General features: G+C 73.2%; 12 protein-coding genes. 9 read left to right on the plus strand and 3 right to left on the minus strand.

Annotated elements, in window-relative coordinates; translation table 11 throughout:
* Positions 1–2,205 carry a CDP-glycerol glycerophosphotransferase family protein gene (locus ABZ923_RS08480; RefSeq protein ID WP_361468434.1) on the plus strand — a complete coding sequence of 735 codons (2,205 nt, stop codon included), beginning with the start codon at positions 1–3 and terminating at the stop codon, positions 2,203–2,205.
* Between the two features lie 57 nt (positions 2,206–2,262).
* On the opposite strand, the gene ABZ923_RS08485 is transcribed toward ABZ923_RS08480, so the two are convergent.
* Entirely contained in the window at positions 2,263–2,676 is a 414-nt protein-coding gene (locus ABZ923_RS08485) for an organic hydroperoxide resistance protein (RefSeq protein WP_361468436.1), read from the minus strand.
* A 75-nt stretch (positions 2,677–2,751) separates the two neighbouring features.
* Here ABZ923_RS08485 and ABZ923_RS08490 point away from each other — a divergent pair, with 75 nt between their 5' ends.
* Positions 2,752–3,243, plus strand: a complete 492-nt coding sequence (locus tag ABZ923_RS08490; RefSeq protein WP_361468522.1) for a MarR family transcriptional regulator — start codon at positions 2,752–2,754, stop codon at positions 3,241–3,243.
* Here ABZ923_RS08490 and ABZ923_RS08495 read toward each other — a convergent pair.
* A complete protein-coding gene (locus ABZ923_RS08495) occupies positions 3,191–4,753 on the minus strand; it encodes a glycosyltransferase family 39 protein (RefSeq protein ID WP_361468439.1) in 1,563 nt (520 codons plus the stop codon). The genes ABZ923_RS08490 and ABZ923_RS08495 overlap by 53 nt on opposite strands.
* Positions 4,754–4,945: 192 nt before the next feature.
* Here ABZ923_RS08495 and ABZ923_RS08500 point away from each other — a divergent pair, with 192 nt between their 5' ends.
* From ABZ923_RS08500 to galE, 3 genes are read left to right on the plus strand one after another with little or no spacing between them, the layout of a single operon-like run.
* Complete coding sequence (locus ABZ923_RS08500; protein WP_361468442.1) at positions 4,946–6,217, plus strand: glycosyltransferase 87 family protein; 1,272 nt, start codon at positions 4,946–4,948, stop codon at positions 6,215–6,217.
* Between the two features lie 44 nt (positions 6,218–6,261).
* The gene (locus tag ABZ923_RS08505; protein WP_361468444.1) at positions 6,262–7,914 is read left to right on the plus strand and encodes a glycosyltransferase family 2 protein; all 1,653 of its coding nucleotides are present in this window, start codon (positions 6,262–6,264) and stop codon (positions 7,912–7,914) included.
* Between the two features lie 39 nt (positions 7,915–7,953).
* Positions 7,954–8,934, plus strand: coding sequence for a UDP-glucose 4-epimerase GalE (galE, locus tag ABZ923_RS08510; protein ID WP_361468447.1), 981 nt, complete (start codon positions 7,954–7,956; stop codon positions 8,932–8,934).
* Between the two features lie 22 nt (positions 8,935–8,956).
* Here galE and ABZ923_RS08515 read toward each other — a convergent pair whose 3' ends face one another.
* Complete coding sequence (locus ABZ923_RS08515) at positions 8,957–9,595, minus strand: TetR/AcrR family transcriptional regulator (RefSeq protein WP_361468450.1); 639 nt, start codon at positions 9,593–9,595, stop codon at positions 8,957–8,959.
* 204 nt (positions 9,596–9,799) lie between these two features.
* Here ABZ923_RS08515 and ABZ923_RS08520 point away from each other — a divergent pair, with 204 nt between their 5' ends.
* The 4 genes from ABZ923_RS08520 to ABZ923_RS08535 all read left to right on the plus strand — a co-directional run bounded on the left by ABZ923_RS08520 (position 9,800) and on the right by ABZ923_RS08535 (position 15,628).
* Entirely contained in the window at positions 9,800–10,714 is a 915-nt protein-coding gene (locus ABZ923_RS08520; protein ID WP_361468452.1) for an ABC transporter permease, read from the plus strand.
* Complete coding sequence (locus ABZ923_RS08525; protein ID WP_361468454.1) at positions 10,707–11,648, plus strand: ABC transporter ATP-binding protein; 942 nt, start codon at positions 10,707–10,709, stop codon at positions 11,646–11,648. Before ABZ923_RS08520 ends, ABZ923_RS08525 begins: the two co-directional genes overlap by 8 nt.
* Before the next feature lie 102 nt (positions 11,649–11,750).
* Positions 11,751–13,967 (plus strand): CDP-glycerol glycerophosphotransferase family protein, encoded by a 2,217-nt coding sequence (locus ABZ923_RS08530; RefSeq protein WP_361468456.1) that lies wholly within the window; start codon positions 11,751–11,753, stop codon positions 13,965–13,967.
* Entirely contained in the window at positions 13,964–15,628 is a 1,665-nt protein-coding gene (locus tag ABZ923_RS08535; protein WP_361468459.1) for a glycosyltransferase family 2 protein, read from the plus strand. The genes ABZ923_RS08530 and ABZ923_RS08535 overlap by 4 nt, the downstream gene beginning before the upstream one ends.
* The last annotated feature ends 30 nt before the right edge of the window (positions 15,629–15,658 follow it).

Raw genomic sequence — 15,658 nt, forward strand, 5'->3', positions numbered from 1 at the left:
GTGCCCCGCTTCAGTCTGATCGTGCCCTGTTTCAAGGTGCAGGGCTTTCTGCGCGAGTGCCTGGACTCGGTGCTCGGGCAGTCCTTCGGCGACTTCGAGCTGATCGCCGTGGACGACCGCTCCCCGGACGGCTGCGGCGCGATCCTCGACGAGTACGCCGCACGCGACCCGCGCGTGAAGGTGCTGCACCTGCCGGAGAACGTCGGCCTCGGCCGGGCCCGCAACGCGGGTCTCCCGCACGCCACCGGCGACTACCTGTTCTTCCTGGACAGCGACGACACCCTCACCCCGGGCGCGCTGCGGGCCGTCGCCGACCGGCTCGCCGAGGCCGACGACCCGGACGTGCTCGTCTTCGACTACGCGCGCACCTACTGGTGGGGCGGCACCCGGCGCAACGTCCTCGCGCCCGTCCTGGCGGAGGCCCCCGCCACCTTCGCCGTCTCGGAGTACCCGCAGATCCTGGACCTGCTGATGGTGGTCTGGAACAAGGTGTACCGGCGGGAGTTCGTCGCGGAGAACGGCTTCGAGTTCCCGCCGGGCTACTACGAGGACACGCCCTGGACGTTCCCGGTGATGCTGAGCGCCCGCCGGATCGCCGCCCTGGACCGGATCTGCCTGAACTACCGGCAGCGCCGGCAGGGCAACATCCTGTCCACCACCAGCCGCAAGCACTTCGACATCCACGACCAGTACGAGCGGGTCTTCGCGTTCGTGGCCGGGCGGCCGGAGCTGGCGCGCTGGCGGCCGTACCTGCACCGCAAGATGGGCGAGCACTGCCTGGACATCCTCGCCAAGCCGGACCGGCTGCCGCCCGCGGACAAGGCCGAGTTCTTCCGGCGTACGGCGGAGATGTTCCGCCGGCACCGGCCCGCGGGCGCCCCGGTGGACGGCGAGGTCGCCGTGCTGGAGGGGTCCTGGGCCGGGTACCGGCTGAAGCAGCAGGCGGCGCGGGCCGGGCGAGAGGCGGCCCGGCGGGCGGAACGGGTGCGCCACGCGGCCGGCGGCCGGGCCCGCGCCGGCTGGGCGGCCCTGCACGCGCACCGTCCGCTGGACGAGCACCTCGTGGTCTACTCGGCGTCCTCGCACCGGGGCCTGCTCGGCGACCCGGCGGCCGTCCACGCGGCGGCCCGGGAGATCGCCCCGCAGCTGCGCGGGGTGTGGGTGGTGCGGGACGCGGAGACGGCCGCGCAGCTGCCGCCCGGCACGGAGCACGTGATCGTCGGCTCGCGGCGGTACCTGGAGGTGACCGCGCGCGCGAAGTTCTTCGTCAACGACGTCAACTGGCCCGGCTCCCTGGTCAAGCGCCCCGGCAGTGTGCACATCCACACCCACCAGGGCACCCCGCTGAAGTACATGGGGGCCGACCTGCTCGACAAGCCGGGCGCCCGGCTCGGCTTCGACGTGCCGCAGATGCTGCGCCGGGCCGACCGCTGGGACTACAGCCTGGTCGCCAACCACCACTCCGAGCTGGTGTGGGAGCGGGCCTACCCCTGCCACTTCACGTCGGTGCGCACCGGCAGCCCGCGCAACGACGTGCTGGTGAACGGCGGGGCCGGTGACTTCCGGGAGCGGCACGGCATCCCGGCGGACCACACGGTCGTGCTGTACGCGCCGACCCGCCGGGACTACCGCCGGGGCGGGCACGTGGACCGGATCGACCTGGCCCGGTTCGCGGCCGACCTCGGCGAGGGGCACACGCTCGTGGTCCGGCTGCACCCGTCGCTGGCGGCCGGCCCCGCGCGGGGCATGGGCCTGGCGGAGCTGGCCCGGCGCCGGATCGTGGTGGACGCGACCGACGAGCCGCGGACGGCGGACGTGCTGCTCGCGGCGGACGTGCTGGTCACCGACTACTCGTCCGTGATGTTCGACTACGCCGTCCTGGACCGGCCGATCGTGGTGCACGCCGACGACTGGCCCGCGTTCCGGGCGAGCCGGGGCACCTATTTCGACATCACCGCCGAGCCGCCCGGCCACGTCTCCACCTCGTACCGCGAGCTGGCCTGGCTGTTCGCCTCGGGCTCCTGGCGGGACGAGGAGTCGGCGCGGCTGCGCGCGGACTTCCGGGCCCGGTTCTGCGCGTACGACGACGGGCGGGCCGCCGAACGGGTGGTCCGGACGCTGCTGCTGGGCGAGCCGGCGCCCGGGCCGCAGCCGGTGCGGATCCCGGGCCAGGCGGCGGCCCCGGACGCGCTCACCTCTGCGTGACCGGTGCGCGAGGGGGCCGGCCCCGACCGGGACCGGCCCCCTCGGACGCGCTCGGCGTCACTCGACGATCAGGTCGACCTCGATGTTGCCGCGGGTGGCGTTGGAGTACGGGCAGACCTGGTGGGCGGTCTCGATCAGCTTGCGGCCGGTCGCCTCGTCCACGGTCTCGGGCAGCTCGATGCGCAGAGTGACCTTCAGACCGAAGCCCTCGCCCTGCTTGCCTATGCCGACCTCGGCGGTCACGGCGGCGTCGCTGACGTCGACCTTGGCCTGGCGGCCGACGAGGCCGAGGGCGCTGCCGAAGCAGGCGGCGTACCCGGCGGCGAAGAGCTGCTCCGGGTTGGTGCCCTGGCCGTTGCCGCCCAGCTCCACCGGCATGGCGAGGGCCAGGTCGATCTTGCCGTCGGAGGAGACGGCACGGCCCTCGCGGCCGTGGGTGGCGGTGGCGACAGCGGTGTAGAGCGCGTCCATGGAGACCATCCCTCTGGGGTGTGGCGGTTCGTTGCGACCACAAGTAGAGCACACAATTAAGTTGTGCACAACAAAATGGTTCGCAAGAGCTATCCTGGAGCCATGAACGACATGGACTGGCTGCGCCTGGACCGGCAGATCTGCTTCTCCCTGCACGCCGCGTCCCGCGCCTTCAACGGCGTCTACCGCGTGATCCTGAAGGAACTCGGGCTCACCTACCCGCAGTACCTGGTGATGCTGGTGCTGTGGGAACAGGGCGAACTGCCGGTCAAGAAGCTCGGCGAACAGCTGCGGCTCGACTCGGGCACGCTGTCCCCGCTGGTCAAGCGGCTGGAGGCGGCCGGTCTGGTGCGGCGCGAACGCAGCGCCGAGGACGAGCGCTCGGTCCTGGTCCAGCTCACCGGGGAGGGCGCGGCACTGCGCGAGCGGGCCCTGGAGGTGCCCCGCCGGATCATGTCGGCGACCGGCTTCGACCTGGCCGAGATCGTCGACCTGCGCGCCCGCCTCGACCAGCTCACCACCGCTCTGGACGCGGCGGCGGAGGCGGAGGCGCGGGCAGCCCGCTGAGCGGTCGGACGTAGAGCCGTACGGTGACCACGCCCCGCACGGCTTCCCGGCGGGCCACGAACTGCTGCCCGAGCACGGTGGCCTTCGCCCGCTCGACGGGGTTGCGCGGCGCCCGCCGGCCGGCGAGCAGCCGCCCGTCCGCGACGACCCACACCCGGTCCAGTCGCGCCAGCCTCCGGCGCACCTCCGCCGGCCCGGCCTCCCGCCCGTACAACGTCCCGGACTCGGCGGCCCCCGCCACCAGCGCCACGTCCCGCGTCCCACGGAAGGCCCCCGGATACGTGAGCGCCACGTTCCGCATCGGCCCGGGGAGGAACAGCACGGGGGCGCCGGGGGGTACGTTCCGCCCGGCCGCCCGGGAGATCGCGCCCAGGTCGTCCGGCCGGTGACCGGGCTCCCGGTCCTTCTGGAGCAGGGGGAGCTGGTGGAGGAGGGAGAGGGCCAGGGCGAGTACGCCGGTGAGGGTCGCGCAGGGGGACCCCGGTACGGGGGCGCTCCTGCCCGGGCGGGCGGGCACAGGGCGGACACCGGCGCGCAGGCGCCCGACGGCCCCCGCCACCCGCTCGGCCCCGCAGGCCACCAGCAGCGGCGCCCCCGACAGGGCGTAGAGCACGTACCGGTCGACGTACAGCGGTGACCACTGCGACGCCAGCATCAGCACCACCGGCGGCACCACGACCACCGGCAACGCCACCCCCGCGCAGGTCAGTTCTCCCCGCCGGCCCACCAACCCCGCCAGTCCGAGGACCCCCAGCCCGAAGCACACCCAGAACACCTCGTCCGTCGGCCCCAGGAACTCCCGCAGCAACCTTTCCGCAGTCCCGGCCGTAGGCGCGCGCAGCCACGCCAGCTGCGCCGCCTGCCGCTGGGACACCGCCACCATCGGCAGCAGCGCGAGCACCACCGCCGCCGCCGTACACCCCCAGCCCCGCCACACCCGCCGCGCGGCCCGGGCCAGCGCCAGCGACACCGCGTGGGCGAGGAGCAGCAGCACCGCGAACTCGTGCAGCCAGCAGGTGAGTCCGAGGACGGCGCCGTAGGGCCACCAGGAGCCGCCCCGCACGGCCCGGACGAACAGCAGCGTCGCGCCGGTGGCACCGGCCGCGACGAGCGCGTAGGAGCGGCCCTCCTGGGCGAAGTGGCCGGCCATCGGCGTGACGGCGTACAGCAGTCCGGCCCACAGCCCGGCCCGCGGTCCGGCCAGCCGCATGCCGAGGGCGGCCACCAGGCCCGCCGTGCCGGCCGCCGCGCACAGCGACGGCAACCGCAGGGCGACCTCGCCGGGGTGGACGGCGAGGACGGCGTGCACCAGCAGGTAGTACAGGCCGTGCACCGCGTCCACGTCGTGCAGCAGCCGCCAGATCTGCGGCACGGTACGGCGCCCGACCTGGTGACTGACCGCCTCGTCGCGCCACATGCCGCCCCGGTCGAGTCCCCAGAGGCCGAGCCCGGACATCACCAGCGCGGGCAGGCCCACGACGGCGGCCCGGTGCAGCCGGGTCCGGGACACCGGTACCCGGTACGGTGGGTGGCTCGTTGCACCCGTCGGCACACCGGGGGTCACAGCCGCCCGAGGCGACTGGGGTTTCGCAGGAAGCCCGACGTTCACCATGGCCCGATCTCTTACGATTAGCCAATATTTGCGGTTCTTGACGGCGTATCAGCATGAATACACCATCCGCACCGCTTAGGCTCCCATGTGATGAACCGTCTCCGCGTCACCCCCGGCCCGGTCCTCACCCTCACCGCCGTCTGGCTCACCACCCGCGCCCTGATGCTGTGGCTGCTCGTCCAGGGCGGCGCCCGGCTGCTCGGCGGCGGCTCGGTGGGCCGCGAGGTGTGGCGGCTGTACTTCCACTGGTACGGCGTCCTCACGCACGGCTCCTTCCCGGTGCACGACACGCTGTGGCAGTACCCGCCGGGCGCCGGCGCGGTGCTGCTGGCGCCCGGCCTGCTGCCGGGCCTGACGTACTTCGAGGCGTTCGTGGTGGTCACGCTGGCCGTGGACGCGCTGGCGCTGGCGGCGCTGCTCCGCGCGGGCACCCGGCCCGGACGCAGCCTGCTCGGCGCCGCCCTGTGGACCGGCGGCCTGCCGCTGCTGCTGCACCTGCCGCTCGCCCGGTACGACGTCCAGGTCACCGCCTTGGCCATGCTCTCCCTGCTGGCCTCGGCGCGCTCCCCGCGCGCGGGCGGTGTCCTCGGGGCGCTGGGCGCGCTGGCGAAGGGGTGGCCGGCGCTGGTGCTGCTGGGCACGCCCCGGGGCCGGCCGACGCGCACGGCGTGGGCGTGGGCGGCCGGGTCCGGTCTCGCGTGCCTCGCCCTGCTCGCGGCCCGCTTCACCCACCCGCTGTCGTTCCTGCGGGAGCAGGGCGGCCGGGGCGTGCAGATCGAGTCGCTCGGCGGTACGGCGCTCAACCTGGCCCGGCTCGCCGGCTGGCCGGGCCGGGCCCGCTACCGGTACGGGGCGATCGAGGTCGTCGGCCCGCACGTGCAGGCCGTCGCCACCGCCTCCCTCGCGCTGACGGCGGTCTCCTTCGGGCTGCTGGTGCTGTGGCGGGTGCGGGCGCGGCACTGGACCGGGGCCACGCCGTTCGACGCGGCGCTGACCGCGGTGCTGCTGTTCACGGTCACCAGCCGGGTCATCAGCCCGCAGTACATGATCTGGCTGATCGGCCTGGCCGCCGTGTGCCTGACCTCGCGGCACACCAGCCAGCGGCCGGTGGCCATGCTGGTCCTGGGGGCGTCCGCGCTCAGCACCCTGGTGTACCCGATGTTCTACGGTGAGGTGGTCGACGGCACCTGGACCGGGTGCCTGCTGATGCTGGCCCGCAACGGGGTGCTGACGGCCGCCGCGGTGGTCTCTTTCGTGCGGCTGTGGCGGGCCGCGCGGCCGCCGGCCGGAAAGAACCAGCCGCAGACGCAACCCCGACCCGGTTCCGACCGTCTTCCGGAGCGAGCACTAAGCCTCTCTTAACGGGGTATTACCGAATATTCGTACGCTCCCGGCCCGTGGACCCCATGCATCCAGAACCGCGACACCCGCACCCGGCGCCGGCCCCGGCGCCAGGACCGGCATCATCGTCGACGCCGGCGCCCCAGGTCGCCGTCGTCGTGATCGGCTACAACGACCGCGCCCATGTGGGTGAGGCCGTGCGCTCGGCACTCGCGCAGGGCCCCGCGGTCGCCGAGGTGATCGCCGTCGACGACTGCTCCACCGACGGCAGCGACGAACTGCTCGCCCGGCTGGCGGCCGGGGAACCGCGGCTGCGCGTGGTGCGCCGCCCGGTGAACAGCGGCGGCTGCGGCAGTCCGCGCAACGCCGGCGTCGACGCGGCGACCGCGCCGTACGTGATGTTCCTGGACAGCGACGACGTGCTGCCGCCCGGCGCGGTGGACGCGCTGCTGACGGCGGCCACGGAGGCGCGCGCCGAGGTGGCGAGCGGACTGTGCGTGCGCCGGGAGCTGCCCTCGGGGCGCGACCAGCCCTGGCAGGAGCCCCTCTACACGGCGCCCGCCGTCCTCGCGCGCCCCGCCCAGCGCCCCCGCCTGGTGCACGACACGCTGTGCGTCAACAAGCTGTACCGCACCGACTTCCTGCGCACCCACGGCATCCGCTTCCCCGAGGGCCGCTTCCTCTACGAGGACTTCGTCTTCGTCGCCCGGGTGCTGGCCGCGAGCCCGCGCATGGCGCTCGTACCGGACCGGGTGTACGTGTGGCAGGTCCGCCGGTCGGCCGAGCGGCTGTCGCTCTCGCTGGACCGGGGGCGCATAGAGAACTGGACCGCGCGTCTGGAGGCGTCCGCGCTGGCGTACGACATCCTGCTGAGCGCCGGGCAGAAGGACCTGGCGCGGGCGGCGCGGGCCAAGTTCCTCGACCACGAGGTGCGCATGTACGTGCGCGAGCTGGGGTTGCGCGACGCGGAGTACCGGCGCGCGTGGTGGGAGCACACCCGGGAGTACCTCGCGCGCTACGACGCGGCCGACTGGGAGCTGAACCCGTCCGCCCCCGGCCGCCTGATCGGCCGGGTCCTGCTGGAGTCGCCCGAGCCGCGCGACCTGCCCCGGCTGCGGGAGCTCGCCGCCCGCCCGGCGCGCCTGCTCCCGCCGTACGCCCGCACCCCCGACGGGACCCCGATGTGGTCCGCCGACCTCCCCCAGGTCTCTCTGGCCCCCTTCCTGACCCGGCCCGTCGCCGGGCTGCCGCTCGCCGTGGACGCGGAACTGCACCCCCGCGCGCGGGTCTCGCTGCTGCGCCTGCGGCTGCACGAGCTGTACGGCAGGGTGGCCGAGGCGGACCCGCGCGAGGTGGAGCTGGAGTGGCAGGCACGCGAGGACGACCGCACGCGCGGACGCACGACGGTGGCGCTCACGCCCTCCGGCACGGACACCTGGTCGGCCGAGGTCCCCGTCGACCTGGCGCGAATCGGCTCGGGCACCTGGGACCTGCGCCTGGCCCTGCGCTTCGCGGACGGCACGCAGCGGGAGATGACGGCGCACGCCCTCACGGGCGCCGGCCGGCTGCGCCGGCGCGCCGTCCCGAGCGCCGTGCACGGCGTGCTCCTGGTCCAGCCGTACGCCACGCACTCCGGCGCACTCGCCCTCCGGGTCGCGACCGGACTCGGCGGAGTGCTGCGGGTGGTCCGCGGCCGGCTCCGCCGCCTGTTTCACTGAACACGGGCCGACCGACGAGCTGACGAGGGGATGGCCGCAATGACCTGGCTGATCACCGGCGGCGCCGGATACATCGGGGCGCACGTCGTACGGGCGATGACCGAGGCGGGCGAGCGCGCGGTCGTCTACGACGACCTGTCCACGGGGGTCGCCGCGCGCGTGCCGGCCGAGGTCCCGCTGGTGCGCGGCTCGGTCCTGGACGCGGACCGGCTGGCCCGCGCCCTCGCCGAGCACGAGATCACCGGGGTGGTCCACCTGGCGGCGAAGAAGCAGGTGGGCGAGTCGGTGGAGCGCCCGCTGCACTACTACCGGGAGAACGTCGAGGGCCTGCGCGTGCTGCTGGAGGCGGTGACGGCGGCGCAGATCCCGTCCTTCCTGTTCTCCTCCTCCGCGGCCGTCTACGGCATGCCCGACGTCGACCTGGTGACCGAGGAAACCCCCTGCCGGCCGCTGTCCCCGTACGGCGAGACGAAACTGGCCGGCGAGTGGCTCGTGCGGGCCACGGGCCGGGCGACCGGCATGGCCACGGCGGCGCTGCGCTACTTCAACGTGGCGGGCGCGGCCGGCCCCGAGCTGGCCGACACCGGGGTGTCCAACCTGATCCCGATGGTGTTCGAGCGGCTCACCGAGGGCGCGGCGCCGCGGATCTTCGGCGACGACTACCCGACGCCCGACGGCACGTGCGTCCGTGACTACATCCACGTGGTCGACCTGGCCGAGGCCCATGTGACCGTCGCCCGCGCGCTGCGCTCCGCGCCCGGCACCGACCTGACCCTCAACATCGGCCGAGGTGAGGGCGTGTCCGTCCGCGAGATGATCGACCGCGTCAACGCGGTCACCGGCTACAACCGCCCCCCGACGGTCACCCCGCGCCGCCCCGGCGACCCCGCCCGCGTGGTCGCCTCGGCCACCCGCATCGCCACGGAACTCGGCTGGCAGGCCAAGTACGACGTCCAGGACATGATCACGTCGGCGTGGGAGGGCTGGGTCCGGGTCCGTCCGGAGGCGGCGCGGTCGTAGCAGAGGGGCTCGGCGGGTCCCGTCACAGCGCCTTGAGCGCCCCCGCCGTGGCCCGGGCCAGCTTCTCCAGGTAGTCCTTGGGCAGCCTGGGTGAGCGGATCACCACCGCGCGCCAGTACAGCGGTCCGGAGATCAGGTCCAGGGCCAGCTCGGGATCGAGCCCCGCCGGCAGCTCCCCCCGCGTCTCCGCGGCCGCCACGATCCGGCTGGCCACGCCCTCCTGGCCGTCCCGCAGCGCCTTCTGGAAGGCCTCCGCGAGGTCGGGATTGCGGGCCGCCTCGGCCTGGAGGTCGGGAATGATCTGCGACGCCACCGGATGCCGCAGCGCGCGGGAGGTGACCTCGTACAGCAGCCGCAGGTCACCCTCCAGAGACCCGGTGTCCGGCACCGGGAACCCGGTCACCGCCAGCGCCGACACCACGTCCAGCACCAGGTGCAGCTTCGAACGCCACCGCCGGTACACCGCCGTCTTGCCGACACCGGCCCGCCGGGCGATCCCCTCGATGGACATGCGCGCGTAGCCGACGGCCGCGAGCTCCTCGAAGACGGCCGCCCGGATGGCCTCGGTCACGTCCTCCCGGAGCACGGCCGCCCCGGCGGGCGCCCGGCGGCGCGCACGCACCGGCGGCTCGTCGGCGGACCCGGCGGCGTTCGTCGTCATACCGCACAGCATAGGGGCGTCACGACGAAACGGTTGCGTTCCGACGTCGATTGGCCCTACGCTCCCGTTACGACGATACGGTCCCGTCCCGACGTAAGAGAACGTGAAGAGAAGCGTAAGGAAACGCCGGACGACGGGAGCGAACGCGGCGATCCCGGCGAAAGTCGGACGCAGCACCCCCTCCCCCGAGCGAAAGCAGCGGATGTGAGTCAGGTCCTCCACACACCGCCCCCGACCCAGGCCCCGGCCGACGACGACCTCGCGGCGCTGGCGGCCCGGCACGGCCTGTCGGTCAGCGGCGCGCGCCCCTCCCTGCCGGAGTACGTCCGCCAGCTGTGGGCCCGCCGCCACTTCATCAGCGCCTTCGCCACCGCCAAGCTCACCGCGCAGTACAGCCAGGCGAAGCTCGGCCAGGTCTGGCAGGTCATGACCCCGCTGCTGAACGCGGCGGTGTACTACTTCATCTTCGGCGTGCTGCTCGGCACCAAGCACAACGTCCCGGACTACGTCCCGTTCCTGGTCACGGGCGTGTTCATCTGGACGTTCACCCAGAGCTCGATCATGGCGGGCACCCGCGCGATCTCCGGCAACCTCGGCCTGGTCCGCGCCCTGCACTTCCCGCGCGCCGCCCTGCCGATCTCCTTCGCCCTCCAGCAGCTCCAGCAGCTGCTGTTCTCGATGGCCGCCCTGGTCGTCATCCTGCTCTGCTTCGGCGTGCCGGTCGCCGCCTCCTGGGTGCTGGCGCTCCCGGTGCTCGTGCTGCAGTTCACGTTCAACGCCGGGGTGTCGATGATCGTGGCCCGGATGGGCGCCAAGACCCCGGACATCGCGCAGCTGATGCCGTTCGTGCTGCGCACGTGGATGTACGTGTCCGGCGTGATGTGGAGCATCGACAAACTGGCCCGGAAGGACGACCTGCCGCACATCGTCACCGTCCTGCTGGAGCTCAACCCGGCCGCGGTCTACATCGACCTCATGCGGTTCGCGCTGATCGACAGCTTCCACGCCACGTCCCTGCCCCCGCACGTCTGGGCGGCGGCCACCGGCTGGGCCCTGCTCGCCGGCATCGGCGGCTTCATCTACTTCTGGAAGGCTGAGGAGACGTACGGCCGTGGCTGAGCACAGCGAGAAGATCCCCACCGTCGTCGCGGACGACGTCGACATCGTCTACCGGGTCAACGGCACCGGCGCCGGCCGCGGCTCCGCCACCGCCGCCCTCAACCGCATCCTGCGCCGCAAGCAGACCGAGAAGGCGGCCGGCGTACGCCGGGTGCACGCGGTGAAGAAGGTGTCGTTCGTCGCCTACCGGGGCGAGGCGATCGGTCTCATCGGCACCAACGGCTCCGGCAAGTCCACCCTGCTCAAGGCGGTCGCGGGCCTGCTCCCGGTGGAGAGCGGGCACATCTACACCGACGGCCAGCCCTCCCTGCTGGGCGTCAACGCGGCGCTGATGAACGACCTCACGGGCGAGCGGAACATCTACCTCGGCGGTCTCGCCATGGGCATGTCCCGGGAGCAGATCAAGGAGCGCTACCAGGACATCGTCGACTTCTCCGGGATCAACGAGAAGGGCGACTTCATCACCCTGCCGATGCGCACGTACTCCTCCGGCATGGCCGCCCGGCTCCGCTTCTCCATCGCCGCCGCCAAGGACCACGACGTCCTGCTGATCGACGAGGCGCTGGCCACCGGCGACCGCTCCTTCCAGAAGCGCTCCGAAGCGCGCATCCGCGAGCTGCGGCAGCAGGCGGGCACGGTCTTCCTGGTCAGCCACAACAACAAGTCGATCCGCGACACCTGCGAGCGGGTGCTGTGGCTGGAGCGCGGCGAACTGCGCATGGACGGTCCGACCGAAGAGGTCATGAAGGAGTACGAGGCCTTCACCGGCGACAAGAAGCCGGCCCCCGCGAGGCCTGCGGCGAAGACACCGGAGCAGAAGAAACCGGAGCCGAAGGCAGCCGACCCGAAAGGGGAAGTGAAGGAGGCGAAAGCGTCCGGCACGAAAACGGGCACATCGCAACCGGACGCGCCCAAAGTGCCTCTTCCTTCCTGAGCCCTCTCTTACGCCGAGCGCAGTCATCCCTTTCATCCGCTTAGTGACAGTATGTTATGAAGGGTTGCGCCCGGAGACATCAAGCCGAAGGAGTCCACTGCGATGCCCCAGCTGAGTGTGATCGTCTACGGGCCGAACGCACAGGGGCATCTGACCGAGCTGCTCGGCTCCCTGGAGTCCCACCCCCTCCCCGACACCGAGGTGATCGTCGCCGCGGTCGGCGCGTGGGCGCGGGAGACGGCCGAGGCCCACGCCCCCGAGACCGTCGTCGTCCCGCTGCCGGACGGCACCGGTGACGCGGAGGCCCGGGCGGCCGGCGCCGCCCGCGCCTCCGGCCGCTGGCTGCACTTCGTCCACACCGAGGACGGCCTGCCGGCCGGCGCGCCCCGCCTGATCGTCGAGCGGACCGCCGAACTGGACGCCGTGAGCCCGGCGCCGGACACCCCCGTGGACGTCCTCCTCTTCGACCACGTCACCACCACCTGGCAGACCGCCGCCCGGCCCTCCCGCGACGGCCGCCACCTCGCCGCCGTCGGCCGCGCGAGCCTGCCCCTGGACGAGGCCGCCGACCTGCTGCGGCTCACCCCGCTGCTCGGCAACCGCGCCCTGCGCGCCGCCTTCTGGCAGGCCCACGAGGAGCAGCTGAACACCGAGGACGAGCCCCGCGCCGCCCACGCGGCCCTGCTGCTCGCCGGCCGCGTCGCCTGCCTGAACCAGACGGCGTACGAGCACCGCGTGCTGCGCCCCGAGAGCCTGCCGCCGCGGGTCCCCGAGGACCGGCTGAGGCTCATCGACCACTACGAGTCCCTGCTCGCGCTCACCAGGGACCGCCGCGCCCCCCGCACGGTGCTCTACGACCTGATGGTGCGCGACCTCATCCGCACCTTCGCCCGCGAGGACCTGCCCGAGCCGGTGGCCCGCGAGTTCTTCCGCCGCGCCTCCCTGGCCGCCGTCCGCTGGCGCCCCGAGGGCCACCGGCGCCCGGCGGGCCTGGAGGGCGTGCGGCACGGGCTGCTGGAGGAGGGCGCCTACACCAAGTACCGCGCGTTCCAGACGGCCAACCGCACCCGCCGCGCCGCCCGCAAGGCCGTACGGACCCGCAAGCGGCGGCTGGGCGCCAAGATCCGCGACCACCAGTACCAGCGCGCGCTGAGCCGCCCGGTGAACCCCAGCCTCGCCGTGTTCGCCGCCTACTGGGACCGCGGGGTGTCCTGCAACCCGGCCGCGATCGCCGCGAAACTCGCCGAACTCGCCCCGCACATCCACCCGGTCTGGGTGGTGAACAAGGAGAACGCGGCCCTGCTGCCGCCCGGCACCGACCACGTGGTCCCCGGCACCCCCCGCTACTGGGAGACCCTGGCCACCGCCAAGTACCTGACGAACAACGTCAACTTCCCGAACGCGGTGGTCAAACGCCCGGACGCGATCCACCTCCAGACCCACCACGGCACCCCGCTCAAGCGGATGGGCCTGGACCAGATGGACCACCCGGCCGCCGCCAAGGGCCTGGACTTCGCCGCGCTGCTGGCCCGCATCGACAAGTGGGACTACAGCGTCAGCGCCAACAGCCACTCCACCCGTATGTGGGAGCGCGCCTACCCGTCCCGCTACACGTCCCTGGACTACGGCTATCCGCGCAACGACGTCTTCTACCGGGCCACCGCCGCCGACGTCCGCGCCGCCCGCGACCGCCTCGGCATCGCGCCCGGGAAGACCGCCGTCCTCTACGCCCCCACCCACCGCGACTACGAGGCCGGCTTCACCCCGCGCCTCGACCTCGCCGCCCTCGCCGACCGCCTCGGCGAGAACACCGTCCTGCTGGTGCGCGCCCACTACTTCTACGGCGGCGCCGCCTCCCCGCTGACCGGCCTGCGCCGCTCCGGCCGGATCATCGACGTCTCCTCCTACGACCCCGTCGAGGAACTCTGCCTGGCCGCCGACGCGCTGGTCACGGACTACTCGTCGATCATGTTCGACTACGCCAACCTGGACCGCCCGATCGTGATCTACGCCGACGACTGGGAGACGTACCGGACCACCCGGGGCGTCTACTTCGACCTGATGGCCGAACACCCCGGCCAGGTCGCCCGCACCCAGGAGGAACTCGCGGAGATCTTCGCCTCCGGTGCCTGGCGCGACGACGGCGCGGCCAAGGCGCGGGCCGCGTTCCGGCGCCGGTTCTGCGAGTACGACGACGGACGCGCCGCCGAACGGGTCGTACGCCGGGTGTTCCTGGGCGAACCGGAGGACGCCCTGCCACCGGTGCTCCCCCTGGAGGACCGCACCCCCGCCCCGACGCCCGAGGAGGCCACCGCATGACCACCCCCGACGTCACGGTCACGGTCATCGTCTTCAACGACGCGGCCCGCCTTCCCCGCGCGGTCGCCTCGCTGCGCGCGCAGACCCACGCGAACATCGAGATCGTCATCAGCGACGACCACTCGACGGACGACACGCCCGCGGTGGCCCGGGAACTGGCGGCGCAGGACCACCGGATCCGCTACATCCGCCTGCCGGAGAACAGCGGCGGGTGCAGCGCCCCGCGCAACCGGGCCATCGAGATCGCCCGGGCGCCGTACCTGATGTTCCTCGACAGCGACGACGAACTCCCGCCGCGCGCGGTGGAACTGCTGCTCGCCGCGCACCGCGAGCAGGAGGTGGACTTCACCATGGGCGCGGTCCGCCGGGTCCGGGTGGACAACGGCCGCCGCACCACGTGGATGCCGCACCTGGTCGCCGAACGCCGCACGGTGGAGGGCATCGAGCAGGACCCCCGGCTCCTCTTCGAGCACCTGTCGACCAGCAAGATGTACGCCCGTGCCTTCCTCGACCGCCACCAGCTCCGCTTCCCCGAGGGCATCCACTACGAGGACCAGCTGTTCTCGGCGCAGGCGTACTGCCTGGCGAAGGCGTTCACGATCATCCCGGACCCGGTGTACGTCTGGTACATCGAGCCGTTCGCCGCGGCGGCCTCCGCCTCCATCTCCAACCAGCGGCACAAGATCTCCAACGTCCGCGACCGGGTCCACGTCCAGCGGCTGATCGACGACTTCCTGGTGAGCAGCGGGCACGCGGGGCTGCGGGAGGACAAGGACTTCAAGTTCCTCAAGCACGACTTCCGGATGTACGCGGGCGACCTGCCGTACCGGGACGAGGAGTGGCTGGCGTCCTTCGCGGACCTCATGACCCCCTACCTGGACACGCTCTCCCCCGACGCGTACGCCCGGCTGCCCCGCGCCGAGCGGGTGGTGCTGGAGCTGCTGCGCGACGGCCGCCTGGCCGAGGTGCGGCTGGCGGCGCGCGGACTGGGCCACGCGGTGGCGCCGCGGCAGGTGACGACCGGCTCCGACGGCATTCCCTACTGGGGCGACAGCGTCCCGTCGACGGACCGTGCCCGCCGCGAACTCGACGTCTCCGAGCTGGAGCTGGACACCCGGCCGTTCCCCACCGCCCAGTTCCGCCACGAGATCACGGAGCTGACGCCCGGGCCCGGCGCGTCTCTCCTCCTCGCGATCCGCACCTACGACCCCGGTCTGCGGCTGCCCGTCGGGCCCCAGCGCGCGTCGCTGCTCCTGACGCCCGGCCGACGCCGCATGACGGTGCCCTTCCGCCTCGACCCGGTCCGCCCCGGCGTCTTCGAGGGCACGGTCCGGCTGGACCTGGCCGCCGCGCAGGTCCCGCTCCACGGCTTCGCCGGCCTACGGCACCCCCTGGTCCGCCTGGACCAGCAGGGCCTTTCCAACTCGGCCGTGCTCCTCGCCCCGCTGGACTTCGCGCCGCGCACCGTCCGCATCCCCTACCACTCGGGCGCAGCCCCGCACGACCTCACGATCGAACCGGAAACCCGCAACCCCGGCCGGCTGCAGATCCGCTGGACCCCGGTCGGCGTGACAGCCCACGTCACCCGCCCCCTGCTCCACCGCCTGGCCCACCCCCGCCTCCGAAACGCCGCCCGCCTGGCAGCGAGCGTGTTGAAGTAGGCCGGGGCCGCCCCGTCGGCACGCCGCAGC

The sequence above is a fragment of the Streptomyces sp. NPDC046881 genome (assembly GCF_040645015.1).
GTDB lineage: Bacteria > Actinomycetota > Actinomycetes > Streptomycetales > Streptomycetaceae > Streptomyces.

Bases quoted from the DNA above. Each gene is read 5' to 3' on its own strand.
- ABZ923_RS08500 (WP_361468442.1), top strand. From the start codon at position 4,946: ATGAACCGTCTCCGCGTCACCCCCGGCCCGGTCCTCACCCTCACCGCC.
- ABZ923_RS08485 (WP_361468436.1), bottom strand. From the start codon at position 2,676: ATGGACGCGCTCTACACCGCTGTCGCCACCGCCACCCACGGCCGCGAG.
- ABZ923_RS08505 (WP_361468444.1), top strand. From the start codon at position 6,262: ATGCATCCAGAACCGCGACACCCGCACCCGGCGCCGGCCCCGGCGCCA.
- ABZ923_RS08530 (WP_361468456.1), top strand. From the start codon at position 11,751: ATGCCCCAGCTGAGTGTGATCGTCTACGGGCCGAACGCACAGGGGCAT.
- ABZ923_RS08535 (WP_361468459.1), top strand. From the start codon at position 13,964: ATGACCACCCCCGACGTCACGGTCACGGTCATCGTCTTCAACGACGCG.
- ABZ923_RS08490 (WP_361468522.1), top strand. From the start codon at position 2,752: ATGGTTCGCAAGAGCTATCCTGGAGCCATGAACGACATGGACTGGCTG.
- ABZ923_RS08515 (WP_361468450.1), bottom strand. From the start codon at position 9,595: ATGACGACGAACGCCGCCGGGTCCGCCGACGAGCCGCCGGTGCGTGCG.
- galE (WP_361468447.1), top strand. From the start codon at position 7,954: ATGACCTGGCTGATCACCGGCGGCGCCGGATACATCGGGGCGCACGTC.